This window comes from Allomuricauda sp. ARW1Y1 (genome assembly GCF_013407935.1).
GTDB lineage: Bacteria > Bacteroidota > Bacteroidia > Flavobacteriales > Flavobacteriaceae > Flagellimonas.
Genome location: NZ_JACBZU010000002.1, coordinates 191556 through 216113 on the forward strand (window position 1 = coordinate 191556; position 24558 = coordinate 216113).

Below are 24558 nucleotides of genomic sequence, written 5' to 3' on the forward strand. Positions count from 1 at the left end.
TTCTATTTTTGCGGGGTGAAGATACATCAAAAATACCTCCTCCGCTGCATAGAACTGGCCAAAAAGGGACTGGGAACTACGGCTCCAAATCCAATGGTGGGGTGTGTAATCGTGTATCAAAACAACATAATTGGAGAAGGGTTTACCGACCCTTATGGAGGTCCACATGCCGAGGTGAATGCCATCAACTCGGTAAAAAACAAGGAACAGCTCAAAGAAGCATCCTTGTACGTCACCTTGGAACCTTGCTCCCATTTTGGAAAAACACCTCCTTGCGCCGATTTGATTGCCAAGCATCAATTGAAAGAAGTTTTTATCGGCTTACAGGACCCGCACAACAAGGTCGCCGGTAAGGGCATCCAAAAACTGAAAGAGGCCGGCTGTAAGGTAACGATAGGGATTCTGGAAAATGAATGTCGGGAACACCATAAACGTTTTTTGACCTTTCAAGAGAAGAAACGACCCTATATCATTTTAAAATGGGCGGAGTCCAACGATGGATTTTTGGCCCCGGAAAAGTCGTTACGAAATACCAATCCAGAGCCTTTTTGGATTACAAACCCCTACTCCAAGCAAATGGTGCACCAATGGCGAAGCCAAGAACAGGCCATTTTGGTGGGTACCCGCACCGTTTTGGAGGACAATCCCAAGCTGACCACCCGTGAATGGTCGGGCAAAAACCCTATTCGGGTGGCGTTGGACAGGCATTTGAAAATAGATGCCTCCCATCATGTTTTGGACAGATCGGTGCAGACCATTATGTTGACAGCAGTAGACGACACATCAAAACAATTGGAGGGAATCACTTATGAAATGGTTGATTTTGCTCAGCCTTTGGCCCAACAAATCTGTGATGTACTCCATCGGCACAACATCACCAGTGTGATTGTTGAAGGTGGCGCAAAAATGCTGCAAACCTTTATCGATGTCAATCTATGGGACGAAGCCAGAATATTTAAAGGCGCAATTGATTTTAAAAAGGGTTTGCCAGCTCCCCGATTACAAGGAACTTTGCAGCAGCAACAAAAAATATGGACCGATACCTTATTTATTTATCGAAATGATTAAAAACATTATCCTCGATTTTGGCGATGTGCTCATCAACCTGGACAAACCGGCAACGGCAAAAGCCATGGTGCAACATGGGTTCACCGAGATTACACCAGCGCTGGAAGTTTTGTTCCAAGACTACGAGAAAGGTTTTTTGGGCTCTTCGGATTTTTTAGATGAGGTCGCTTCGCATTTTCCCGACGCGAATCGAGATTATCTTATCGAAGCTTGGAATTCGATTCTTTTGGATTTTCCGGAACACCGACTGGAGTTTATTGAACAACTAGCAAGGGAAAATCAATATAAAATGATTTTGTTGAGCAATACCAACGACCTGCATATCGAACATGTAAAGGAGCAGATGGGAATGGAGCGGTTCAACAGGTTTAAAAATGCATTTGATGTGTTTTATTTGAGCTACGAAATGGGAATGCGAAAACCGGACACTGAAATCTTTGATTTTGTACTGCAAGAAAACCGGCTCTTGGCCCATGAGACCTTTTTTGTGGACGATGTAGCGGAAAATACGGCCTCCGCCGCGGATTTGGGCATCAAGGTTTGGAACTTGCAGGTGGGCAAAGAGGACATCACACAACTAAAATCAAGATTGTAAATGGTATATCTGATTCTTAGTGTACTCAGCTCCACCCTGATTTTTGTGGTCTTCAAATTGTTCGATGTTTACAAAATCCAGACACTGTATGCCATCATCACCAATTATGTGGTGGCCTGCACCGTAGGCTTTTTTTTGTATGAGGGTCCCGTTAGCATAACCGACCTAAGCAGCAAATCATGGTTGATTGGCCCCATAGTATTAGGTATCCTTTTTATTGTGATTTTTAATTTGATGGCACGCACGGCACAGGTCTCAGGAGTGTCCGTGGCCTCGGTGGCCACCAAAATGTCGTTGGCCATTCCCGTAGTGATGGGCATGTTGCTTTATGGGGAACGATTGAGCGCGTTTCAAATTATTGGGATTGCACTTGCGCTAGTCGCTGTGTATTTGGCTTCCATTAAGGAAAAACATATCCGAATCGAACGTAAAGCTCTTGTGCTACCACTTTTGGTGTTTTTAGGGTCGGGAATCATCGATACCAGCATTCAATATTTTGAAGAAATCCATTTGACCGACCAGGAGATTCCAGTTTTCTCCTCCATGATCTTTGGTTTTGCCGCTTTAACGGGATTCCTGTTTATTGGGATAAAATCGGCAAAGACCCCGTTAAAAATCAACCTTAAAAATATAGTGGGTGGTATTGCGCTGGGCATACCCAATTATTTTTCCATCTATTTTTTGATTCGCGCCCTTCGGGCGGATATTTTGAGCAGCGCGGCCATATTCACCTTAAATAATGTGGCGATTGTGATGTGCTCCACCCTATTCGGGATTCTGCTTTTTAAGGAGAAGCTTAGCATCAAGAATTGGAGCGGCGTGGCCTTGGCCATTTTGAGCATAATATTGGTAGCTTTGTTCTGATGGATAAAAAAGAAGATGTTTACCGCACCGTCACTAAACCTTCACCCGAAATTTTATATAAGGACCGTAAGAGCAAATTCTATGCTGCGGTTTATCCCATTGCTACGGAAGAAGATGTAAAACCGATTGTGGAGGAACTCCGAAAAAAACATCACACCGCCAATCACGTTTGCTATGCTTGGCAATTGGGTACCGATAACCCAGTGTACAGGGCCAATGATGACGGTGAACCCAACAATTCGGCTGGGATGCCGATTTACGGACAAATACAATCTTTTGACGTCACGAATGTTTTAATCACGGTCACCCGAATTTTTGGGGGCACCAAGCTTGGGGTCGGCGGGTTGATACAAGCCTACAAAACCGCTGCGCAAATGGCATTGGAAAGTGCCCAAATTGTACAAAAGACCTTAAAGGCAGAATTGCATTTAAAATTTGAGTATCCAATGATGGATATGGTGATGCGCACCATCAAACAGAAAGATTTGGATATGGTATCCCAAAAAATGGAACTGGATTGTGAGCTTGTGGTCGCGGTTCGCTTAAGTGAATCGGAGGAAACGTTTCAACTTTTCGATGAAATGCATGGGGTAGACGTAAAAATGACGGTTTGATCGATTCCAAACCGCTTCACTAAAAATATAAGATAAGAGATTCCTGTCTCCTGTCTCCAGAAAAATCAATCCTCCAACTTTTCAAGAATATAATCCGGACATTTGATAGGTCTGCCTGTACTTTTGTCCATAAAGGCAAGCACCGTATGTGCGGTGGCCAATAATTCCCCGGTCTCGTTCACTAGCTCGTAGTCGAACGCAATTTTTACCAAGGGTTTGGAAGTGAGTTTGGTTCGAACCGTTAGTAGGTCATCATATACCGCAGATTTCTTGTAGTCGATATGTAAGGAAATTACGGGCAGCATAATACCTTTATCTTCCATGCTTTTGTAAGTGATTCCCATGGCCCTTAACCACTCCACCCGACCCAGTTCAAAATACTGGGCATAGTTACCATGATAAACAACCCCCATTTGGTCGGTTTCTGCGTATCGAACCCGAAAAGAATATGAATTTAGACCCATTTTAAGCTGAAAAATTATATATTTAGAGGCTTGCTTATTCTGAGGGAAACATGCGAAAAAAAAACAAGACTTTCAATGACAATTTGATTTTTTTTTTAAAAGAATTGTTCACATATTTGTCGCATCCAATGAGCATCTTGCAACCCTTTAGATGCTTGCTCTTAAGTATTAAAGCTAACCATTAAAACAAGGAAAAACTTCTATGAGTGCTACTGCTAATTCCGTATGGAACAACTGTTTGGCTTTTATCCAAGATAATATCCAACCGCAGGCATTCAAAACATGGTTTGAACCCATTAAACCGATGAAGCTGACCGATAAGGCCCTCAGCATTCAGGTTCCCAGTAAGTTTTTCTACGAATGGCTCGAAGAACATTATGTAAAGCTTTTAAAGGTGGCCCTGACCAGAGAACTGGGGTCCAGTGCAAAGCTTATCTACGTTATAAAAATGGAAAACAAGTACGGCAACAAGGAACCTTTTACGGAACAGATTCCGAGTTCCAACCGTACCGCAGTGGGACCCCAAGAGTTGGACGTACCGATTACCTCCAAAAGTCCCGAGCTTAAAAACCCATTTGTGATCCCGGGAATCCGAAACATAAAAATCGAATCCCAATTAAATCCGAACTACAACTTTGATAATTTCCTTGAAGGGGATTCCAACCGCTTGGCGCGGTCGGCAGGAATGGCCGTGGCGAATAAGCCCGGGGGGACATCCTTTAACCCTTTATTGGTTTTTGGTGGCGTAGGTTTGGGAAAGACCCACTTGGCGCACGCCATCGGGGTAGAAATCAAGGACAAATATCCGGAAAAGACCGTACTCTATATTTCGGCGGAGAAATTCACCCAGCAATATATTGAGTCCGTAAAAAAGAACACCCGAAACGATTTTATCCACTTTTACCAATTGATAGATGTACTCATCATCGATGATGTACAATTCCTATCCGGTAAATCAGGGACCCAAGATGTGTTCTTTCATATTTTCAACCACTTGCACCAAAATGGCAAACAGGTCATTTTAACATCGGATAAGGCGCCCGTGGACATGCAGGACATCGAACAGCGATTGTTGTCCCGTTTCAAATGGGGATTATCCGCAGAATTGCAAAGCCCTGATTACGAAACCCGTGTATCCATCCTAAAGAACAAATTGTACAGGGATGGTGTGGAAATGCCCGATGATATTATCGACCACGTGGCCAAGAACATCAAAACGAATATCCGCGAGCTGGAGGGAGCAATCATTTCCCTGATTGCCCAATCCTCTTTCAATAAACGTGAGGTTACCTTGGAGTTGGCACAACAAGTGGTGGAAAAATTCGTAAAGAATACCAAACGCGAAGTGTCCATCGACTACATCCAAAAAGTCGTTTCCGATTATTTTGAAATGGATGTGGAGACCCTACAGTCCAAAACCCGAAAGCGACACATTGTACAGGCAAGACAGTTGGCCATGTTCTTCGCCAAAAAGTTCACGAAAGCCTCATTGGCCAGCATTGGCTCACAAATCGGAAAGCGTGACCACGCAACCGTGCTCCACGCTTGCAAAACAGTGGATAATCTTGCTGAAACCGACAAACAGTTCAGAAAGTATATCGACGATTTGAACAAAAAGTTCTCCTAGCATTTTATACCCATAATTTATGAAAACCAAAGTCTTGATGGTCTGCTTGGGAAATATTTGCAGGTCACCATTGGCTGAAGGTATTTTGCGTTCCAAGGTGGATTCGGACAAGGTATTGGTGGATTCTGCAGGAACAGCTGGATACCATATTGGCAATCCTCCTGACAAACGGTCCATCGCCGTTGCCCGAAAATATGGCTTGGACATCAGCCATCAACGCTGTAGGAAGTTTTCTCGATTGGACTTTTTGGAATTCGACCTCATTTATGTGATGGACCGAAGCAATTTTTCGGATGTGGCCCAACTCGCAAGCAATGCACAAGAAGCCCAAAAGGTAAAACTCTTATTGAGCGAAGTGGATTTGGACCTTCAGGAAGTACCCGACCCCTACTATGGTGGTGATGATGGCTTTGAAAATGTCTACCAAATGGTGGATCAAGCTTGTGAGGCAATTGCGAAAAAACTAAATTAAACCCATGGAAGCAGAAAAACCAGGTTTGGTGATGGGCAAAGTCTATTTGATTCCCACTACCTTGGGCGACAACGCTCCTTTGGAGGTATTGCCCATATCGGTCAAGGGAACCATTGAGCGGATTGACCACTACATCGTGGAAAACGAAAAGACGGCCCGACGGTTCATAAAGCGTGTAAGCCCTAGTAAATCACAACCAGACCTACAACTGTATTCCTTGAACAAGTACACCAATCCCGAAGAGATTCCTTCCTTCCTAGATCCTTGCATTCACGGATTTGATGTGGGCATCATTTCCGAAGCAGGATGTCCTGGCATAGCAGACCCCGGTGCAGATGTCATTCGAATCGCCCACGAAAGACGCATCAAAGTAGTGCCATTGGTTGGGCCCTCATCCATTTTAATGGCCATGATGAGCAGTGGCATGAACGGACAAAATTTTGCCTTCAACGGCTATTTGCCCATCGACAATGCCGAGCGTAAAAAAATGGTTAAAAATTTGGAGCGCGTGTCCCGAGACCTTGGACAGTCCCAGATTTTTATGGAAACTCCTTACCGAAACAATAAGTTGCTCAAGGAACTTTTGCGAACCTTGCAGAAATCGACCCGGTTGTGCATTGCTGCGGATATCACCTTGCCCACGGAGTTTATTGCTACCAAGAGTGTGCACGAGTGGAGCGAAATAGAATTAGATCTGGACAAAAGACCTACCATCTACATCATTCAAGCATAAAAAAAGGCCCCGAATATCGAGGCCCTTTAGTTGCTATTTTCTACTAATTATACTTTGGCGTTTTTCTGTTGCTTGATATTGGAAATATCGTAGCCCGCGAATTTCTTCATATAATACGAGATACTACTTCCGTAAGCATCAGTTACATCGCTTTGTCCATACGATCGTAGATATTTTTTGACGTTTCCTGCGCCGGCCAAATGGGCCGCTGCCAAAATCCCGGACTCTGTGACCTTGATTCCTCCAATGGTTTTTCCATTAAAGCGTTTAATGTCTCGTCTCAAAATCCATTTGTTACGGGCAATATTGGCGGCAAAGGCCTTTTCCTGAAGCTCGGCACTGCCCAAGAACTCATCCATATCGTAAACGCCCATCAAATTGAGGGTACTGCTACCAAATTGGTATTTCCCCAAATAACCCAATGTGTTTACGCTATGATATTTGCCCTGGGACTCTTTAAAAGCGAGTGCTTCCTTAAAGCCATTAAAAGCTTTGCCCAGAAAAGGAGGGGTTACCTCGTCCTCGTCAAGAAGTGTGATGGAATCTTGCGGTGCAAAAAATTCCAAATTGGTCGTTACCTTCAATGAATCGGGAATTTCAACGTTCCCTTTCTTCATTACAGAATAAGAACCAAAACTTGTCAAAACTACGATCATGGCAAGATGTAGAATAAAACCTATCCATCTTTTCATAATTTTCATATTTGTGATCTCAATACTATATACGTATCAAAAATCAATTTGGCCGGCAAAGATAGGTTGGGATAAGTTAATGGGTACCCTAAAGCTCATAAAGATTTCTTAAATCGACCCTAAAATCCGTTAAAGTGATGAAAATCAACGGTAAAGAGCACTATCGCATTACCTTTTGTTGGTTGAGCCATCGGGTATATTGCACCTTATTTCGGTTGTGTTGCGCCAAAGTTTTGGCAAATAAGTGGTATCCAAAGTTGGAAACGTCGGCCACAAAATAGAGATAATCGTGCTTTTCTGGATTCAAAACAGCATCAATGGAACTGATATCCGGCATGGTAATCGGCCCCGGAGGAATACCTGCATATTTATAGGTATTGTATGGGGAATCCATTTCCAAATCGCGGAACAGCACTCGTTTTATAATGGTATCATAGTTGCCCGTTTCCTTTTTGATGGCATAAATCACTGTTGGGTCGGCCTGAAGCAGCATTCCCCTTCGTATTCTGTTAAGATATACCCCGGCCACCCTTGGTCGCTCATCCACCTTGGCCGTTTCCTTTTGCACAATGGCAGCCAAGGAAGTTACCTCATTGGGGGTTAGACCCAGTTTTTTTGCCTTTGCTATACGCTCATCGTTCCAAAAACGGTCGTATTCGGTTTTCATCCGGTCCCTAAAACGCTCTGCATCGGTATTCCAGAAAAATTCATAGGTATTGGGAATGTACATGGCCAGTTTGGTATCCTCATCAAACCTGGTCGATGCCAAAAAATCAGGATCGTTCAGGGTTTGGTGCAGGGAAAGGCTATCGGCCTCAATTTGTTCGGAAATCCTCCCCGCCAAGGATGCCAGGGACTCCTGATTATTGAAAGATACCTGCACTGGAAGGTTTTTGCTTCGCAGCGTATTGATGATCTCGTTATTGTTCATCCCTTTTTGGATGGCGTACTTTCCTGCTTTGATGTTGGTTATGTATCCTTTTCGTTTGGCGACCGACTCAAAAGTGGACAAATCCTTCAACAAGGGCTCCAATGATTTCGTTACATCGGAAAAAGTAGCGTCTGATGCGATATATACAAACGCTTCTTCATTATTGAACTGGGTGTTGGGGCTGAATATGGCATTGTAAATTTGATAGGCGATAAAACCACAAATCAACAACCCAAGAATGGCCGTGGCCCAAAGTACTTTTTTAAGATTCATTCCTGTTGATCTTTTGATACATTAATTCGTTCTTGAACCCCTGACTGGTCCTGATCCATTCTTTTTTGATCCCGATTTTCTCAAACCCCATCTTCTCAAATAAATGGATACTCGCTGCATTGTCTTCCAAAATATTGGCATACAGTTGATGTACATCCAACGTGGAAAAGGCATAATCGCTCAAAAGCGACAAGGCTTCCGCCCCGGCACCTTTATTTCGGTCCCCTGGTTCCACAATGATGATACCGATACCTGCACGGCGATGTTTGGGGTCAAAATCGAACAGATCGATCAATCCTATACACTGATCTTGCAGGTTACTGATGCACAGGCGCAACTGCTTTACTTCGTAAATATCCCTGTGGGCATTGTCCAAATATAGTTGCAATACCTTTTTGGAATACGGCTTTAACGTACCGCTCAGTTCCCAGACCGAGGTATCGTTTTCTAGTTGGTACAGAAAGTCGAGGTCGGTGGGTTCCAGCGCCCGCAGATATACTTGTTTACCTTTTAGATTGAGCATTCGATGGTTCCTTTAAATACCTGAATGGCAGGTCCTTTTAAAAATATATTGCTGTACTTGTCGTCCTTTTTCTCAAAAGAAATGGTCAAATCGCCTCCAATGGTATGGATGTGCACCTCGTTGGCAGCCGTTTTACCCGATTCGTGCATGGCCAAGGCCACCGCAGTTACACCGGTTCCACAGGAAAAGGTCTCGCCTTCCACTCCCCTTTCATAAGTTCGCACATCAAAAAGATTATCCGCCTTTTGCTCCACAAAGTTGATATTGCTTCCGGACTCACCATAAATGCCATAGCGAATTTTTTTTCCCTCTTTTTGTACATCGAACTTGTCCAACGCTGTCACCAATTGCACATGGTGCGGGGAACCGGTATCCAAAAAACTATGGTTGGGCTTTTCGTGGATCTTGTCCACATCCATCATCTTTAAGTTCACGGTATCCCCTTCGATGGTTGCGTAGTGCAATCCATCCACGGCTTTAAAAGTTGTTTCTTTGTCGATAACACCCAAATAATGGGCAAAAGCGACCAAACATCGACCACCGTTACCGCACATACTACTTTCGGCGCCATCTGAGTTATAGTAGACCATCTTAAAATCCGACATCTTGTCATTTTCAAGCAGGATTAAACCATCCGCACCTATGCCAAATCTTCGGTCGCAAAGCGCTGCCACAAGCTTGGTATTGTTTTTGGGAAATATAGTTTGACGATTGTCGATAATTACAAAATCGTTCCCTGTTCCTTGGTATTTAAAAAAGGATAGTTCCATAAGCAGCTACAAAGGAACAAATATATGGGATTCTTTAAGCTTTTTTTTGTAGTTAAAACAGCGTTAAACCAACCTGACCGAGAATTGAAAACTTTTAATTTTGATTGAGCTAAATGTTAAATAATTATTGAATTATGAAGAAAATAGCAAGTTTACTCCTAGTATCTGTATTCGCAGGAGCTATTACTCTGGGAGCTTATAAATTGTTTTTTGAGAAGGAAAGCTACAAGTGGGTCACCTCTGAGGAGGAAACGCCTTTGGTGACGACCAGTAATTTGGATACTTCGGCCAGAGGGGCGGGAATCAATGAAGTTGATTTCACCTTGGCTGCCGAGAAAACGGTAAATTCCGTGGTGCACGTTAAAAATATGACCTTGAGCAGAGGCCCATCCAGTATTGCAGAGTTCTTTTATGGGTATGAGCGCCAACAAACCCCTCAAGTGGGAACAGGTTCTGGCGTTATCATTTCACCAGATGGATACATTGTCACCAACAATCATGTGATCGCCAACTCAAGCCAGTTGGAAGTCACCTTGAACAACAACAAAACCTACGAAGCCGAGGTGATTGGAACGGACCCCGATTCCGACATTGCCCTGTTGAAAATAGATGCGGAGAATGCACTCCCTTACTTGGCTTTTGGTGATTCTGACAATACCAAAATTGGGGAATGGGTGCTTGCCGTAGGCAATCCTTTTAATTTGACGTCAACAGTAACCGCTGGGATCGTTAGTGCCAAAGCCAGGTCGTTGTCACCGAGAAGAACCCAATCGTTTATCCAGACCGATGCTGCAGTGAATCCCGGAAACAGTGGCGGTGCCTTGGTGAACACCAATGGTGACCTTATCGGAATCAATACGGCCATTACCTCCCAAACAGGTTCGTATGTGGGTTATGCCTTTGCGGTGCCCAGCAATATCGCGAAGAAAGTGGTAGAGGACATAATGGAGTTTGGTAATGTACAAAAAGGACTTTTGGGTATTTCTGCCGCCATTACGAATTCACCTGCCGCCATTGAAATGGGCCTTGACCAATTGGAAGGAGTTTACATTGCTGGCGTGGAGGAAGAATCCGGTGCCGCAGATGCCGGTTTGATGGAAGGCGATGTCATCAAAAAGATAGATAATATCGAAATCCAAAAATTCTCCGAACTTACCGGGTATCTTTCCGCCAAAAGGCCTGGGGACGTAGTGCAGGTCACTTTGGACCGAGATGGCAAGAGTTTGGTCAAAAATGTGACGCTGAAAAAACAAAACAGCGTTATTCTTCCAGCTACCGCCTTTAGGGTAAAAAACTTGAGCAAGGAAGACATCAAAAAATTCGGGGTGTCCAAAGGTGTGAAGATTACCGATGTTCCACAAGGTTATGAAAGGTATGACTTAAAGGATAAAATCATTGTAGAGGTTGATGGAAACAAGGTCAACGATATTGAGGATGCCAAAAAATATTTTGGTGAGATTTCCCGATACGGCCGCACCAGTTTCACCATGATCAACCAGAACGGTGAAAAGGAACACATGATCCTTCAATAAAGTGCCAATAAAACACTTAAAAGCGTCTTTTTAAAAAGACGCTTTTTTTATGTCTAATGCTTTTACGAAAACGTTTGAAATATCTATTTTTGCCGAAAATATACAAACAGTACAACCGCAACCATTTTCCATGAGTGACATTTCTTCCTACGAAAAAGAACTAGCCTTTCAAGCAGATAGGCGAAAAGCAACCACTGAATTCATCAAAATCATTAGCGACCTCTGGTACGACAAGGCTATTGAAGTGGTATTGTTCAAAAATCAGATTATCGATAAAAATGTAAGCGACATCATCAACCTGCACGAATATGCCGGTGAATTTGTTCAAAAACCGATGTCCATTTTTGATTCTGTAGAAATATTAAGGGCCATTAACGACCTTAACCTCCCTCCTGCCAAGCTGGATATTGGCAAATTGACCTATGAGTACAACTCCAGTCAGAATGCCCACCTCAATGTAAAGGCTTTTGTAATCGATAAGCTGAAGGATGCGCAATCCTCCAAGGCCATAAAACCCAAAGATGTGGTACTCTACGGATTTGGGCGTATTGGCCGATTGGTGGCCCGTGAACTTATGGCCAAAACCGGACGCGGCAGCCAGTTGCGCTTACGGGCCATTGTGGTCCGCGGCGAGTTGAACAGGGAAATGCTGGAAAAACGGGCTGCACTCCTCAAAACCGACTCCGTGCATGGCCCCTTTACTGGAACCGTAGACGTTGATGAAAATAAACAGGCATTGATCATCAATGGTACTACGGTGAAAATCATCAGCGCCAATCAACCCGAAGATATCGATTATACCAAACACGGAATCAATAATGCCCTGATCATAGACAATACCGGTGCATTTCGGGACAAAACGGCCCTTTCCCGTCATTTAAAATCCAAAGGAGCGAGCAAGGTGCTGCTCACCGCTCCGGGAAAAGAGGTGCCCAATATCGTACATGGGGTAAATCACAAAGATTTTGATCCCGACAAAACCAACATATACTCTGCCGCTTCCTGTACCACCAATGCCATTACACCTATTCTCAAGGTGATAGAGGATTCCTTGGGCATTAAAAAGGGGCATTTGGAAACCATCCATGCCTACACCAACGATCAAAATTTGGTGGACAATATGCACAGCAAATACCGTAGGGGCCGCGCGGCCGCGCTCAACATGGTAATCACGGAAACTGGCGCGGGCACCGCTGTGGCCAAAGCGCTTCCTTCCCTAAAGGGAAAGTTGACATCCAATGCGATTCGGGTTCCCGTACCCAATGGATCCTTGGCCATTCTTAACCTAGAGGTGAAAAACAAGACCTCGAAGGAAAGTGTGGATACCATCCTAAAAAAATACGCCCTCGAAGGGGATTTGGTGGAACAGATCAAATATGCGTTGAGCAACGAACTGGTATCATCGGATATTGTAGGGACCACGGCGCCATCCATTTACGACAGCAAGGCGACCATTGTGTCGGCCGATGGGAAAAATATTGTACTTTACATATGGTATGACAATGAGTACGGATATTCCCATCAAGTTATCCGATTGGCGAAATATATCTCCAAAGTTAGGCGTTATACCTACTATTAAGGAGGTACGAAATGTTCAAAGAACCGGCTTTCAGTTTTTTAAATTTGGTTTATTGACGTAATTTCGTCCCGCCCTTAATCTAAATTTAACACGAGAACATAATTGAACATGAAGCATTTACGCATTTTATTCGCCTTGACCTTACTTATTTCCACACTGTCCGTCCAAGCACAGGAAGAAGAGTCCGACAATACGCTACGGGGACAATTTGAGGAACTGGAAAGCAAGTCGGGGAACTATCGCGCAAACGGTATCCAGTATGAAGTGATTAAACTATCCGACCTCTATAAAACAAAGAACAACATCTTTGATTCCATAGAAACGGCCAACAAGACCATCAAGGATCTATCGGCTACCATTACGGCCAACGATGCCGAAATAGAGGATTTGAATACCAAGCTGCAGGAAACCACCAACAAGTTGAATGCGGTTACCGAAGAAAAGGACAGTATTTCGTTTTTTGGAGCCATGGTGAGCAAAGGAACCTATAATTTTATTTTGTGGTCCATCATTTTTGGATTGCTGCTGCTTTTGCTGTTCTTTATCTACCGATTCAGGAACAGTAATTTCTTGACGCAGCAGGCCAAATCTGCCCTTGCCGACTTAGAGGAAGAATATCAGAATCACAGGCGACGGGCCTTGGAGCGCGAGCAGAAAATCAGCAGACAATTGCAGGATGAGCTGAACAAGCAGAAAAAATAGGTGAAAGAGGCTGTCAAAAAGCGGTAATGTTTGAACTTTGTCAGGTTGAGCGCAGTCGAAACCCATTGATTATCAACGCATCTTAAGTTCTCGACTGCGCTCGAACTGACAGGTAAACCGCTTTTAAACAGCCTTACCCTTTTTGACCCTTTTTACAATACGTTTGATTACTTTTGCGGCATACTAACATTCAGCATACAACTCCATGCGGATTGACATCATTACCGTACTTCCCGAACTTTTGCAAAGTCCTTTTGAAGCTTCTATCCTAAAGCGAGCCATTGAAAAAGGATTGGTAGAGGTGCATCTCCATAATTTGAGGGATTATGCCTCGGGAAATTACAAACAAGTGGACGACTACCAGTTTGGTGGCGGGGCCGGTATGGTCATGATGGTGGAACCTATTGATAAGTGCATTTCCGAACTCAAAGCACAACGGGATTATGACGAAGTGATCTACATGACCCCCGATGGAAACACCCTGAACCAAGGTATGGCCAATGAGATTTCCATGAAAGGGAACATTATTGTGCTTTGCGGGCATTACAAGGGTGTGGACCAACGGGTAAGGGATATGTTCGTGACCCGTGAAATTTCCATTGGAGATTATGTGCTTTCGGGAGGGGAATTGGCCGCAGCCATCTTATGCGATGCCGTTATCCGTTTGCTTCCGGGCGTGTTGAACGATGAAACCTCTGCCCTTACCGACACCTTTCAGGATAATTTATTGGCACCGCCCGTGTACACCCGTCCAGCAGAATACAAAGGAAAGGAAGTACCCAAGATATTGTTGAGCGGCAACTTCCCAAAAATCGAAAAATGGCGGGAACAACAAGCCTTGGAGCGCACACGCCAAAGAAGGCCCGACCTATTGGAGAATGGGGAAGACTGAAAAGTCAAAAAAACAGCTTGCTATTTCTAAATATTGCATTACTTTTGCAATCTCAAAATCAACCTCTGACGAGATCCGTGAAAGTTGGTCTTGACCCAAACAATTAAAAAGACAAAAATGGAATCCTTAGTAAAATTTGTTGAAGACGAATTTGTTCCAAAAAAAGAATTTCCAAAATTTTCAGCTGGTGACACCATCACTGTTTATTACGAAATCAAGGAAGGTGAAAAAACACGTACCCAGTTCTTTAAGGGTGTGGTGATTCAACGAAGAGGTAGCGGTGCAACCGAAACCTTCACCATTCGCAAAATGTCCGGTACTGTTGGTGTGGAAAGAATTTTCCCAGTAAACATGCCAGCTTTGCAAAGAATTGAAGTAAACAAAAAAGGTAAAGTACGTAGATCCAGAATCTTCTACTTTAGAGGTCTTACCGGTAAAAAGGCCCGTATCAAAGAAGTTAAGGGATAGTTTTTATCCCACATTACAAGAAAAAGCACCTGAAATCGGGTGCTTTTTTTATGAACAATTGTTAATAACATTGGTTCATATCGTGTTGATTTTTAATGCTTTAAAAATTTGCTTTCTTCACATTGTCAAACTACTTTAGTAACAGATATAATAATGATACCATCATCATTATATCGACTTAAAGTTGACGTTCTTTAAAACTGTGGATATCCTTGGAATTAGTAACACTACTGATCACAAAAGGATTTTCGATTTAGGATATGCTTTGCAAATACTAATGAGAAATAGAATTTTATGTGCGAACGGAAGAGCAATTTTCCGTTTTGATAAAGTTTAGGAAACCACAGCATACTTTGCAGAATGTAGATTAGTTGAAAAATTAAGAGCATAGCAAAGCAAACGTCGAAAGGGCAAAGGTGCATTCGAAACGATTGTAGTTTGGTACCACCAAACTTTTCCTGAGTCCTATCTGAAAGCCATCTCCTTGGTAAAAACAAGGAAATGGCTTTTGTTTTTTAACAAATTCGCAGCAAAAGCCCACACTTTTAATCACTTCCATTCTTCCTTCACCGTCCATAAATCGTATATTTGCAACCGCTCAAACAAATACATATAAATGGCTAAACTTTATTATACCAAAACAGATGAGGCACCTGCCTTAGCAACACTATCCTTCTTACCCATTGTAAAATCCTTTACCGAAACTGCTGACATTTCCGTTGAGACCAAGGACATCTCTTTGGCCGGTAGAATTGCAGCCATGTTTCCAGAATTATTGACCGAGGAGCAACAAGTTCCGGACGATTTGTCCATTTTGGGCGAACTTGCCAAGACACCAGAGGCCAATATCATCAAATTACCGAATATCAGTGCCTCCATTCCTCAGCTAAAGGAAGCCATCGAAGAATTACAAGAAAAAGGCTACCCACTGCCCGACTATCCGGACGAACCCAAAACAGATGAGGAAAAGGCAATTAAGGCCAAATACGATAAAGTAAAGGGAAGTGCCGTAAACCCTGTACTGCGCGAAGGCAACTCCGACCGTAGGGCACCAAAAGCCGTAAAAAATTACGCCAAGGCACATCCGCACACTATGGGCGAATGGTCCTCCGACTCCAAGACCCACGTAGCTACCATGTCACACGGCGACTTTAAGTCCAACGAAAAGTCGTTGACGATGGAAAGCGCGGGAGATGTTCGCATTGAGTTAGTGGATGCCAACGGAAACACTACGGTGCTCAAGGATAAACTTTCCCTTCTTAAAGGCGAGGTCATCGATGCCACCGTTATGAGCAAAAAAGCATTGGTTGAGTTTTTGACCAAGGAAATTGCCGATGCAAGAGAGAAGAACCTATTGTTATCACTCCATTTTAAGGCGACCATGATGAAGGTTTCCGACCCGATCATTTTTGGTCATGCTTTGGAAGTATACTTCTCCGAACTGTTCAAGACCTATGGCGACACCTTCCAAAAGTTGGGCATCAACCCAAACAATGGATTGGAAACCTTATTGGACAAAATCGGGGAACTGCCCGAAGAGCAGCACAAAGAAATTGAAGCAGCCATCAAGGCCAGCATCGACAATGGACCCGATTTGGCCATGGTGAATTCCGATAAGGGAATCACCAACCTTCATGTACCCAGCGATGTCATTATTGACGCTTCCATGCCCGCCATGATCCGAAATTCTGGTAAAATGTGGGACAAAAATGGAGAACTTCAAGATACCAAGGCAATCATTCCTGACAGCAGTTACTCTGGCGTGTACCAAGCGACCATTGATTTCTGCAAGGAGCACGGCGCCTTCGACCCCATTACCATGGGAACAGTGCCCAATGTAGGTTTGATGGCCCAAAAAGCCGAAGAGTACGGTTCGCACAACAAAACGTTTGAGATTGAGACGGCTGGAACCGTAAAAGTGGTAGACGCCAACGGAAAAACCTTAATCGAGCACAAGGTAGAAGAAGGAGATATTTGGAGAATGTGCCAGGTAAAGGATGCCCCAGTCCAGGATTGGGTAAAACTGGCCGTTTCCCGTGCCAGGGCCACCAATACGCCCGCCGTATTCTGGTTGGATGCCGAAAGAGCCCACGATGCAGAACTGATCAAAAAGGTCAATCTATACCTAAAAGACCATGATACGGAAGGATTGGATATTCGAATCCTATCCCCTATCGAAGCGACCAAGTTTACCTTGAAGCGCATGAAAGATGGCAAGGACACGATTTCCGTTTCCGGTAACGTATTGCGGGATTACCTAACGGACCTTTTCCCCATTCTCGAAGTAGGAACCAGTGCCAAGATGTTGTCCATCGTTCCTTTGATGAATGGAGGTGGTTTATTTGAAACAGGTGCTGGAGGTTCTGCCCCAAAACACGTAGAGCAATTTTTGGAAGAAGGCCACTTACGATGGGATTCTTTGGGAGAATTTCTGGCGTTGGCCGTTTCATTGGAGTTTTACGGAGAAAAGAACAAGAACAGCAAAGCCCTGATACTGTCTGAAGCATTGGACAAGGCCACCGAAGAATTTTTGAATCAGGATAAATCGCCATCCCGTAAAGTGAACGAACTGGATACCCGGGGCAGCCATTTCTACCTTGCCCTATATTGGGCAGAGCAATTGGCCAAGCAAGAACAAGATCAAGAATTGAAAGCCATCTTCTCTAAAGTGTACGAAGCCATGTCCACCAACGAGCAGAAAATCGCCCAAGAATTGATCGATGCCCAAGGGTCGCCCATGGATATCGGAGGGTATTACCTTCCAAACCCGGAAAAAGCATCCAAAGCCATGCGTCCCAGTGCAACATTGAACCAGATTTTGAGTTCGATAGGGTAGGCAAAATAACATAACTACAATTCTTTAGGCCGTCCAAAAAGCAGTTTGCCTGTCAGTTCGAGCTTAGTCGAGAACTTAAGAGACTTTGAAAATCAAAGGGTTTCGACTGCGCTCAACCTGACAAAGTTCAAATATTAACGCTTTTTAGACGGCCTATTTTTATTCTTGGACCAAAATGTTAAAATGTGGATGGTTTCCCGCTTTCCCTTTTTCACTCTGCTATAAATACGTACTTTTAAAAAAAACAATCGAATGCCCAGACATTATCTTGCGTTGTTGCTAGCCCTGTTTGGGCATTTTTTTGTGATACACGCCCAAGAACGCTATACGTTGAGCGGTACCATTTCCGAAGCTTCCAGTAATGAAACCCTTATTGGGGTCACCGTGGCCATTTCCGAGCTACGAACAGGGACCACGACCAACGAATACGGCTTTTATTCCATTACCCTGCCCGAAGGTGAGTACCAAGTTATTGTGAGCTATTTGGGTTTTCAAGAGGTAGTGCGCACCATCAATTTGAACCAAAACCAAAAATTGGACTTTAAACTGGAAGAAAAGGCAGAAGAACTTGCCGAGGTGGTCGTCACAGATGATGTGGAAAAACTCGATATACGAAAGCCACAAATGAGCGTTACGTCCCTTTCCTCCAATACCATAAAACAGGTTCCCGTGGTGTTGGGTGAGGCCGACGTTATCAAATCCTTGGTATTGCTCCCTGGAATCACCAACGCTGGTGAGGCTTCCTCCGGATTCAATGTTCGGGGTGGTGCCGTAGACCAAAATCTTATCTTGTTGGACGAGGCGATAATCTTCAATTCTTCACACCTCTTCGGATTCTTTTCCGTATTCAATCCAGACGCCATAAAGGACGTAAAACTCTTCAAGGGGGGTATTCCGGCGCGCTACGGCGGAAGGGTGTCCTCGGTGTTGGAAATCTTTCAAAAAGAAGGGAACAGCAAAGAATTTAAGGTCAACGGTGGGATTGGAGCGGTAGCCAGCAGGTTGCTGGTGGAGGGGCCCATTCAAAAAGACCGTACCGCATTCTTGATCGGTGGCCGTGCCTCCTACGCTCACTTGTTTCTGCCCCTGTTCGACGTCAACAGCAAGGCCTACTTCTACGATTTGAACACTAAAATCAACCATAAAATCAATGAGAACAACAGTGTTTTCCTTTCGGGTTATTTTGGGCGGGACTTATTTAACGTGAGCGAACGCTTCGTGAACATTTACGGGAATGCCGTTGGAAACCTCAGGTGGAACCATTTGTTTTCCGATAAGCTTTTTTCCAACCTTTCGTTGATTTATTCTGACTATTACTACGGTCTGGAACTCGATTTCGTTGGATTTGAGTGGAATTCCGGGATTCAGAATTTCAATGTAAAATATGACCTGAAGCATTATCTAAATGATAAGTTTCAGATGAATTATGGCCTCAACAGCATCTACTACGTGTTCAACCCCGGGAAGATTGTGCCCAACAGTCCCGATTCCGGTATTGTTGAAGAGCAGCTGACCAAAAAATACGCCAACGAAAATGCAGTCTATGTAGACCTTGAACATCAAATAACTGAAAACCTAAGCATGCAATATGGGCTTAGGGCAAGTCAGTTCAACCGTTTTGGGCAGGACGAGTTCTTTGTGTACCAAAACAACAACCCTGTCGAGTTTGACCCCTTTACACTTACGTATCGGGAAGCAAAACCCATAGACACCATAAGCCCCGGAAGAAGCGGAACCTTAAAGTCATTTTTCAATTTGGAGCCCAGGGTATCCATGTCCTACACCTTTAAAGAAAACAATTCCATCAAGGCAAGCTATACACGATTGGCACAATACCTTCACTTGTTGTCCAACACCAGCTCCCCTACCCCTTTGGATGTGTGGACACCCAGCGGACCGTTTGTGGAGCCTCAACTACTGGACCAATACGCGATGGGTTATTTTAGAAACATAAAAAATGGGGCCTACACTTTGGAAACCGAAGTGTTCTACAAAGACATTCAAAATCGGATAGATTATATTGATGGGGCCAATCTGATTGCCAATAATGCCATTGAACAGGTCATCCTCAACGGACAGGCCAGGGCTTACGGCCTAGAATTATTGCTGCGAAAAAACGAAGGCCAATTTAAGGGGTGGTTGGCTTACACCTTATCCCGCTCTGAACAACGAACCCCAGGTCGTACACTCAATTTTGACTCTGGACGTTCCAACCTGGAAACCGGAATCAATTTTGGCGATTGGTACAGTACCCCCTTTGACAAAACACATGACCTTTCCCTCTACGGCAGTTTTGAATTGAACGATAAGTGGAGCTTCAACGCCAACTTTGTCTATCAAACCGGGCAGCCCACCAATTATCCCATAGGCCAATTTGAGTTTGAAGGTGTGAGTGTACCTTATTATGGGTTGCGGAACAAGGAACGGTTACCGGACTATCACCGTTTGGATATATCGGCCATATTGACTCCAAGAAAAAATAAAGGAAGGAAATTTCAATCGGAATGGGTGTTCAGTATTTATAACGCCTACAATCGCATGAACGCCGCCTCTATCAATTTTAGGGAAAACGAAGATACCGGACGAAATGAAGCCGTCCGTACCTCTATTTTTGGTATTGTACCCTCAGTAACCTATAACTTTAAATTCTAGTGAGATGAAGAAACTTATCGCTCTTATGGTTATCGTTTTGGCCATGGCATCTTGCGAAGACGTCATCGAGGTAGATCTGCCCGAAGTAGAAACCAGACTCGTGGTAGATGGGCTGTTGCGCGTGGACAAAAGTCAGGAATTTATAGATGTTCGCATCCAAATGCGGGAAAGCAGCAATTTTTTTGAGGATAATCCTCCGGCCCAGGTCGAGAGTGCCCTCATTTATTATGGTGTGCTCGACAATGGTAACTTTGAGACCATCTCTTTCAGCAATCTTACTGAGGAGACCCCAGGCTCCGGGATATACGTGCCGGACCCCACTTTTATGACGGACCAGCGCATACGTACAGCCGCTGCGGAACCCGGAGTAGTGTTTGTGTTGCAGGTTACGCATAAGGGAAGAAAGTACTTTGCACAAACCGAATATGCCCCCACCGTTCCCATAGACAATCTGGAACAGGGAACCGACACCCTCTTTGACGAGGAGGAGACTGAAATCATCGTTAGCTTTACGGATAATGGGGATGAGGACAACTTTTATGTCTTTGATTTTATGAACAGTGAGTTTTTGGTAGTGGAAGATGAATTCTTTCAGGGACAACAATTCTCGTTTTCCTATTTCTATGACGATGAAGTCACAGCTGGAGAAACCGTTACAGTTAGTATACTAGGGGCTACGGAAGAATTCTATAATTATATGGATTTGGTCTTGGAGCAGACGGAAAACAATGGTGGGGTATTCCAAACACCCGTGGCAACAGTACGAGGCAATGTTTTCGACATCACTGGCCTAGATAATGTCACTATTTTGGACAATGTTGAACGCCCAAACGATTATGCATTGGGCTATTTTGGTGTAGTTCAAGAGTTCTCCAGGGAACTAACGATTACGGATTAGCTAATGATATCAAGGCAATGTTCAAATTGATTTTAAGGATTGACTGCGCAATTGTTCACTAAGTACGACCAAAAAAACCCTTAAGGAAGAGGGTAATCAAATTTCCTGAACAAGCTACTGCCGTTTTTTTTACATCAACCATGAAACAAGCGATTACTATACTGTTATGTGCCATCCTGTTTTTTTCTTGTGAGGACACGATTGATGTGGACTTACCTGAAGTTGAAACACGGCTGATCGTGGATGGTCTTGTCCGAGTGGATAAAAGTCAGGAATTGGTAGATGTAAAGATCAAACTAAGGGAGAGTAGCAATTTCTTTGAGGAGAACCAGCCCACACAAGCCGAAAGTGTGCTGATTTACTATGGAAAACCCACGAGTGGTGGACTTTTTGAGGATATTTCATTCTCTACCCTTGTTGAAAAAGATTTGGGCAGTGGAATCTATGTGCCAAACCTGGAGCAAGACCAAATACGCACCGCATTTGTAGAGCCTGGTGTTGTTTTTATCCTTCAGATCACACATCAAGGGAAAAGGTATTATGCCCAAACCGAATATGCCCCTACCGTTCCTATTGATAATCTGGAACAGGGCACGGATACTTTTTTGGATGAAGAAGAGACCGAAATCATCGTCACCTTTACCGATAATGGGGATGAGGATAACTTTTACCTCTTTGATTTTATGAACAGTGAGTTTTTGGTGGTGGAAGATGAATTCTTTCAGGGACAACAGTTCTCGTTTTCCTATTTCTATGATGATGAAATCACCGCTGGAGAAACCGTTACAGTAAGTATACTAGGGGCTACGGAAGAATTCTATAATTATATGGATTTGGTCTTGGAGCAGACGGAAAACAATGGTGGGGTGTTCCAAACACCCGTGGCAACCGTTCGAGGTAATGTATTTGATATTACGGGATTGGACAACATCAACCTGTTTGATAATGTAGAACGACCCAATGATTACGCCCTCGGCTATTTTGCAATGGTGCAGGAATACACCGCAACCCTTACCATCCCCTAATTCATCTCTATACTACGGCATAAAGGAATAGAATCACCAAAAGTCCAATTGTACCCTGAACCAAGGTACCAAGGGTGTGACCTTTAAGCGCTGTCTTTACTTTCATATGGGAAAATTGGGAAACCACCCAAAAATAGCTGTCATTGATGTGTGAAACGGTCATGGCGCCCGCACCAACGGCCAGAACAGCCAGAGCCTTATCCGTAATCGAAATCAAACCAAAAGTTTCCAACAAGGGTGCAATAATGGCTGAAGTGGTAATAATCGCTACCGTTGAAGAACCTTGTGCCGTTTTGAGCACCGCTGCAATCACGAAAGCTATCAAAAGTCCACCAACGCCTGTGCTGGACTCCAAATTGATGATGGAAGCAATATCCATGGTTCGCAGAATGGCTCCAAAAGCCCCTCCTGCCCCTGTGATCAACACAATGGCACCCGCTTGCATAAACGCTTCGGGAACCCAGCCTTTTTTATCTTCTTGTGGTACCTTTCTGCCCAATGCAAAAGCGAAAAAGACACCAATCAACAAAGCTATTACCGGACTGCCCAAAAAGTTGAACATTTGGAACAACCATCCTTCACCCAAAGGGTGTGTTGGGTAATCCACGATGGATTTCATGGCTATCAATACAATCGGCACCAATAAAGGCAAAAAAGCCTGATAGGGCTTTACGGTGGATAGAACCTCTTCCTTTTGCTCCATGGTTTTGGTACTATCATCTTCTTGAAGGGATTTCCCGATGAACCGGGCCCAAAAATAACCCGAAATGGAAACAGGTATGGCCACCAAAAGTCCAAAAATGAGCACCATGCCCAAATCAGCCTCCAAAATAGCGGCTGCTGCCAACGGTCCAGGGGTCGGAGGCACAAACACATGGGCGGAATACAAGCCCGTGGCCAAGGCGATGGCAAACACTAAGGCAGGTATGCCCGTTTTTTTGCTGATGGCCTTGTTCAAGGAAGAAAGTATGATGTATCCTGAATCACAATATACAGGGATGGAAATAACAAATCCAGCCAGATTGATGGCCAAAGGGGAGCGTTTTAATCCGATTACCTTTAAAATACTATTGGCCAAGACTTGGGTGCTTCCCGTCTTTTCTAAATAAATTCCGATGACCGTTCCAAAAGCGATGACCAGACCTATGCCCGAAAGCGTGTTGCCGAAACCTTCCGCCATGGTGGTCATGATGTGTTGTGGGGCAAGGCCCAGTAAAAAACCAGAAGCCACTGCTGCAATGGTCAACGAAAAGATGGGGTGCATCTTAAATTTTACGGTGGCCACAATGATAAAAAGGACCACTACCCCAAGAACTAGCATTTCCATGGTTGATTTTTAGTGCAATACCCACTAAATATAAGCTAATATTCCTACTTTGGTCCCATGAGGCACACGAACAAGGAACTTCTGGTAAAAGGTATCAAATCATTTGGGTTTACGGTCGTAGCCATGTTTATGGGACCGTTTCTTATCTACCAAGCGTTTAAAAATGAGGGACACCCGTTTTATTGGCCCGTACTCATCCTGGGCATTGCGTGCGCTATATTGGCCATTTATTTAGGCTTTCGCTCCGTAAAGATTGTTATGGACGCAGTTTTTGGAGAAAAGACCAAGGATTAGTCGTTCGTCTTTTGAGGCGTATTTTTCCACTTATTGGTCAGTTGGGCATAATCGTAGTCCAATACCGATTTTTGACGCTCCAAGCGACTAGCCGCAAAGGCACGCTGTAAAATGTCCTCTATCAAATAGTCCTCATGCACCTCTTCGGGCTTAAACTCTTCCTTTAAACTGATCTTGAACAGACTGGCCGTGGTATTGTACCAAAATGCCCGCCACCCACTGCGGAGGTCCTTCACCAAATCAAAAGCGGTGGTACCCGTTTGCCTATGGATCAATTTGACCAAAATCTGTCCTTCGGTTCGGGTCAATTTTTTCAGCTCTTCAGAAAATTCCCCCTCAATATATTTTTGCACCTTTCGGGTATATCGCCTTTGGTGCCTTCTTTTTTTAATAAGCTCAAGACTATCGTTCAGTTCCACTAAGCGCTCTGCAGCCAACTTGGCGTAGGGATACACCTTCAAGGTTTTTCTTCGTAGAATGTAATACCGTAGTTTGTCCTGTTGGCTGGCAAAGTCCAATTGTCCGAAAAGATAGACTTCGTCCAGTTCAATGGAGCTCATCAAAATAGAATCTCCCTCAAACCTCACATAATAGTCCTCGATGGAATCTTGGGCAATGGAATCCCGCGGGTAAACCAGCGAATCCTTTTGCGGTTCCTGGGCAAACCCAATGGCGGCAATCGCCAAAAATACAAGCAGAAGAGTGTTACGTAACATCACAATTCTTT

At 44.0% G+C, this 24558-nt stretch carries 24 protein-coding genes; 17 read left to right on the forward strand and 7 right to left on the reverse strand.

Features of this window, described 5'->3' with window-relative positions; genetic code table 11:
• Window positions 1–15 precede the first annotated feature (15 nt).
• Genes ribD through GGE08_RS05640 form a run of 4 tightly spaced genes read left to right on the forward strand, consistent with a single transcriptional unit; the run spans window position 16 to window position 3141 of the window.
• Complete coding sequence (gene ribD / locus GGE08_RS05625; RefSeq protein WP_313790886.1) at window positions 16–1068, forward strand: bifunctional diaminohydroxyphosphoribosylaminopyrimidine deaminase/5-amino-6-(5-phosphoribosylamino)uracil reductase RibD; 1053 nt, start codon at window positions 16–18, stop codon at window positions 1066–1068.
• Window positions 1061–1663, forward strand: coding sequence for an HAD family phosphatase (locus tag GGE08_RS05630; RefSeq protein ID WP_179383928.1), 603 nt, complete (start codon window positions 1061–1063; stop codon window positions 1661–1663). The genes ribD and GGE08_RS05630 overlap by 8 nt, the downstream gene beginning before the upstream one ends.
• Window positions 1664–2527 carry an EamA family transporter gene (locus GGE08_RS05635; protein ID WP_179383929.1) on the forward strand — a complete coding sequence of 288 codons (864 nt, stop codon included), beginning with the start codon at window positions 1664–1666 and terminating at the stop codon, window positions 2525–2527.
• Window positions 2527–3141 carry an IMPACT family protein gene (locus GGE08_RS05640; protein ID WP_179383930.1) on the forward strand — a complete coding sequence of 205 codons (615 nt, stop codon included), beginning with the start codon at window positions 2527–2529 and terminating at the stop codon, window positions 3139–3141. Before GGE08_RS05635 ends, GGE08_RS05640 begins: the two co-directional genes overlap by 1 nt.
• A 65-nt stretch (window positions 3142–3206) precedes the next feature.
• Here the strand turns inward: GGE08_RS05640 and GGE08_RS05645 are convergent, their stop codons facing one another.
• Window positions 3207–3605, reverse strand: a complete 399-nt coding sequence (locus tag GGE08_RS05645; protein WP_179383931.1) for a thioesterase family protein — start codon at window positions 3603–3605, stop codon at window positions 3207–3209.
• 202 nt (window positions 3606–3807) lie between these two features.
• On the opposite strand from GGE08_RS05645, the gene dnaA reads away from it, so the two are divergent.
• From dnaA to GGE08_RS05660, 3 genes are read left to right on the forward strand one after another with little or no spacing between them, the layout of a single operon-like run.
• Window positions 3808–5232: a chromosomal replication initiator protein DnaA gene (gene dnaA / locus GGE08_RS05650; protein WP_179383932.1), complete on the forward strand. Its 1425-nt coding sequence runs from the start codon at window positions 3808–3810 to the stop codon at window positions 5230–5232.
• 19 nt (window positions 5233–5251) lie between these two features.
• Window positions 5252–5704: a low molecular weight protein-tyrosine-phosphatase gene (locus GGE08_RS05655; protein WP_179383933.1), complete on the forward strand. Its 453-nt coding sequence runs from the start codon at window positions 5252–5254 to the stop codon at window positions 5702–5704.
• Window positions 5705–5708: 4 nt separating this feature from the next.
• On the forward strand, window positions 5709–6437 hold the full coding sequence (locus GGE08_RS05660; protein ID WP_179383934.1) for an SAM-dependent methyltransferase: 729 nt from the start codon (window positions 5709–5711) through the stop codon (window positions 6435–6437).
• A gap of 47 nt (window positions 6438–6484) precedes the next feature.
• Here GGE08_RS05660 and GGE08_RS05665 read toward each other — a convergent pair whose 3' ends face one another.
• The 4 genes from GGE08_RS05665 to dapF all read right to left on the reverse strand — a co-directional run bounded on the left by GGE08_RS05665 (window position 6485) and on the right by dapF (window position 9626).
• Complete coding sequence (locus tag GGE08_RS05665) at window positions 6485–7129, reverse strand: hypothetical protein (protein ID WP_179383935.1); 645 nt, start codon at window positions 7127–7129, stop codon at window positions 6485–6487.
• Window positions 7130–7289: 160 nt separating this feature from the next.
• Window positions 7290–8333: an endolytic transglycosylase MltG gene (gene mltG, locus GGE08_RS05670; RefSeq protein ID WP_179383936.1), complete on the reverse strand. Its 1044-nt coding sequence runs from the start codon at window positions 8331–8333 to the stop codon at window positions 7290–7292.
• On the reverse strand, window positions 8323–8856 hold the full coding sequence (locus GGE08_RS05675; RefSeq protein ID WP_179383937.1) for a GNAT family N-acetyltransferase: 534 nt from the start codon (window positions 8854–8856) through the stop codon (window positions 8323–8325). Before GGE08_RS05675 ends, mltG begins: the two co-directional genes overlap by 11 nt.
• Window positions 8844–9626, reverse strand: coding sequence for a diaminopimelate epimerase (dapF, locus tag GGE08_RS05680; RefSeq protein ID WP_179383938.1), 783 nt, complete (start codon window positions 9624–9626; stop codon window positions 8844–8846). The genes GGE08_RS05675 and dapF overlap by 13 nt, the downstream gene beginning before the upstream one ends.
• Before the next feature lie 134 nt (window positions 9627–9760).
• Here dapF and GGE08_RS05685 point away from each other — a divergent pair, with 134 nt between their 5' ends.
• The 9 genes from GGE08_RS05685 (at window position 9761) to GGE08_RS05725 (ending at window position 22210) form a co-directional block, all read left to right on the forward strand.
• The gene (locus tag GGE08_RS05685) at window positions 9761–11158 is read left to right on the forward strand and encodes a S1C family serine protease (RefSeq protein WP_179383939.1); all 1398 of its coding nucleotides are present in this window, start codon (window positions 9761–9763) and stop codon (window positions 11156–11158) included.
• 130 nt (window positions 11159–11288) lie between these two features.
• Window positions 11289–12737 carry a glyceraldehyde-3-phosphate dehydrogenase gene (locus tag GGE08_RS05690; protein ID WP_179383940.1) on the forward strand — a complete coding sequence of 483 codons (1449 nt, stop codon included), beginning with the start codon at window positions 11289–11291 and terminating at the stop codon, window positions 12735–12737.
• A gap of 108 nt (window positions 12738–12845) precedes the next feature.
• Window positions 12846–13439 carry a tRNA (guanine-N1)-methyltransferase gene (locus GGE08_RS05695; protein ID WP_179383941.1) on the forward strand — a complete coding sequence of 198 codons (594 nt, stop codon included), beginning with the start codon at window positions 12846–12848 and terminating at the stop codon, window positions 13437–13439.
• A 205-nt stretch (window positions 13440–13644) separates the two neighbouring features.
• Window positions 13645–14331 (forward strand): tRNA (guanosine(37)-N1)-methyltransferase TrmD, encoded by a 687-nt coding sequence (gene trmD, locus GGE08_RS05700; RefSeq protein WP_179383942.1) that lies wholly within the window; start codon window positions 13645–13647, stop codon window positions 14329–14331.
• Between the two features lie 117 nt (window positions 14332–14448).
• On the forward strand, window positions 14449–14799 hold the full coding sequence (gene rplS / locus GGE08_RS05705; protein ID WP_163627495.1) for a 50S ribosomal protein L19: 351 nt from the start codon (window positions 14449–14451) through the stop codon (window positions 14797–14799).
• 616 nt (window positions 14800–15415) lie between these two features.
• Entirely contained in the window at window positions 15416–17635 is a 2220-nt protein-coding gene (locus tag GGE08_RS05710; RefSeq protein ID WP_179383943.1) for an NADP-dependent isocitrate dehydrogenase, read from the forward strand.
• A gap of 252 nt (window positions 17636–17887) precedes the next feature.
• Window positions 17888–20287: a TonB-dependent receptor gene (locus GGE08_RS05715; protein ID WP_179383944.1), complete on the forward strand. Its 2400-nt coding sequence runs from the start codon at window positions 17888–17890 to the stop codon at window positions 20285–20287.
• Window positions 20288–20291: 4 nt separating this feature from the next.
• On the forward strand, window positions 20292–21185 hold the full coding sequence (locus GGE08_RS05720; protein ID WP_179383945.1) for a DUF4249 family protein: 894 nt from the start codon (window positions 20292–20294) through the stop codon (window positions 21183–21185).
• Between the two features lie 140 nt (window positions 21186–21325).
• Entirely contained in the window at window positions 21326–22210 is an 885-nt protein-coding gene (locus GGE08_RS05725; RefSeq protein WP_179383946.1) for a DUF4249 family protein, read from the forward strand.
• Between the two features lie 7 nt (window positions 22211–22217).
• Here GGE08_RS05725 and GGE08_RS05730 read toward each other — a convergent pair whose 3' ends face one another.
• A complete protein-coding gene (locus GGE08_RS05730; RefSeq protein ID WP_179383947.1) occupies window positions 22218–23537 on the reverse strand; it encodes a GntP family permease in 1320 nt (439 codons plus the stop codon).
• 57 nt (window positions 23538–23594) lie between these two features.
• Between GGE08_RS05730 and GGE08_RS05735 the strand changes: the two genes are divergently transcribed.
• A complete protein-coding gene (locus GGE08_RS05735; RefSeq protein WP_179383948.1) occupies window positions 23595–23831 on the forward strand; it encodes a DUF6095 family protein in 237 nt (78 codons plus the stop codon).
• Here the strand turns inward: GGE08_RS05735 and GGE08_RS05740 are convergent.
• On the reverse strand, window positions 23828–24547 hold the full coding sequence (locus GGE08_RS05740; protein WP_179383949.1) for a DUF4294 domain-containing protein: 720 nt from the start codon (window positions 24545–24547) through the stop codon (window positions 23828–23830). The genes GGE08_RS05735 and GGE08_RS05740 overlap by 4 nt on opposite strands.
• Window positions 24548–24558 lie beyond the last annotated feature (11 nt).

What these genes read in the sequence shown, in the direction of transcription:
- GGE08_RS05630 (WP_179383928.1), top strand. Translation starts at nt 1,061, where the DNA reads ATGATTAAAAACATTATCCTCGATTTTGGCGATGTGCTCATCAACCTG.
- GGE08_RS05635 (WP_179383929.1), top strand. Translation starts at nt 1,664, where the DNA reads ATGGTATATCTGATTCTTAGTGTACTCAGCTCCACCCTGATTTTTGTG.
- GGE08_RS05640 (WP_179383930.1), top strand. Translation starts at nt 2,527, where the DNA reads ATGGATAAAAAAGAAGATGTTTACCGCACCGTCACTAAACCTTCACCC.
- GGE08_RS05645 (WP_179383931.1), bottom strand. Translation starts at nt 3,605, where the DNA reads ATGGGTCTAAATTCATATTCTTTTCGGGTTCGATACGCAGAAACCGAC.
- dnaA (WP_179383932.1), top strand. Translation starts at nt 3,808, where the DNA reads ATGAGTGCTACTGCTAATTCCGTATGGAACAACTGTTTGGCTTTTATC.
- GGE08_RS05655 (WP_179383933.1), top strand. Translation starts at nt 5,252, where the DNA reads ATGAAAACCAAAGTCTTGATGGTCTGCTTGGGAAATATTTGCAGGTCA.
- GGE08_RS05660 (WP_179383934.1), top strand. Translation starts at nt 5,709, where the DNA reads ATGGAAGCAGAAAAACCAGGTTTGGTGATGGGCAAAGTCTATTTGATT.
- GGE08_RS05665 (WP_179383935.1), bottom strand. Translation starts at nt 7,129, where the DNA reads ATGAAAAGATGGATAGGTTTTATTCTACATCTTGCCATGATCGTAGTT.
- mltG (WP_179383936.1), bottom strand. Translation starts at nt 8,333, where the DNA reads ATGAATCTTAAAAAAGTACTTTGGGCCACGGCCATTCTTGGGTTGTTG.
- GGE08_RS05675 (WP_179383937.1), bottom strand. Translation starts at nt 8,856, where the DNA reads ATGCTCAATCTAAAAGGTAAACAAGTATATCTGCGGGCGCTGGAACCC.
- dapF (WP_179383938.1), bottom strand. Translation starts at nt 9,626, where the DNA reads ATGGAACTATCCTTTTTTAAATACCAAGGAACAGGGAACGATTTTGTA.
- GGE08_RS05685 (WP_179383939.1), top strand. Translation starts at nt 9,761, where the DNA reads ATGAAGAAAATAGCAAGTTTACTCCTAGTATCTGTATTCGCAGGAGCT.
- GGE08_RS05690 (WP_179383940.1), top strand. Translation starts at nt 11,289, where the DNA reads ATGAGTGACATTTCTTCCTACGAAAAAGAACTAGCCTTTCAAGCAGAT.
- GGE08_RS05695 (WP_179383941.1), top strand. Translation starts at nt 12,846, where the DNA reads ATGAAGCATTTACGCATTTTATTCGCCTTGACCTTACTTATTTCCACA.
- trmD (WP_179383942.1), top strand. Translation starts at nt 13,645, where the DNA reads ATGCGGATTGACATCATTACCGTACTTCCCGAACTTTTGCAAAGTCCT.
- rplS (WP_163627495.1), top strand. Translation starts at nt 14,449, where the DNA reads ATGGAATCCTTAGTAAAATTTGTTGAAGACGAATTTGTTCCAAAAAAA.
- GGE08_RS05710 (WP_179383943.1), top strand. Translation starts at nt 15,416, where the DNA reads ATGGCTAAACTTTATTATACCAAAACAGATGAGGCACCTGCCTTAGCA.
- GGE08_RS05715 (WP_179383944.1), top strand. Translation starts at nt 17,888, where the DNA reads ATGCCCAGACATTATCTTGCGTTGTTGCTAGCCCTGTTTGGGCATTTT.
- GGE08_RS05720 (WP_179383945.1), top strand. Translation starts at nt 20,292, where the DNA reads ATGAAGAAACTTATCGCTCTTATGGTTATCGTTTTGGCCATGGCATCT.
- GGE08_RS05725 (WP_179383946.1), top strand. Translation starts at nt 21,326, where the DNA reads ATGAAACAAGCGATTACTATACTGTTATGTGCCATCCTGTTTTTTTCT.
- GGE08_RS05730 (WP_179383947.1), bottom strand. Translation starts at nt 23,537, where the DNA reads ATGGAAATGCTAGTTCTTGGGGTAGTGGTCCTTTTTATCATTGTGGCC.
- GGE08_RS05735 (WP_179383948.1), top strand. Translation starts at nt 23,595, where the DNA reads ATGAGGCACACGAACAAGGAACTTCTGGTAAAAGGTATCAAATCATTT.
- GGE08_RS05740 (WP_179383949.1), bottom strand. Translation starts at nt 24,547, where the DNA reads ATGTTACGTAACACTCTTCTGCTTGTATTTTTGGCGATTGCCGCCATT.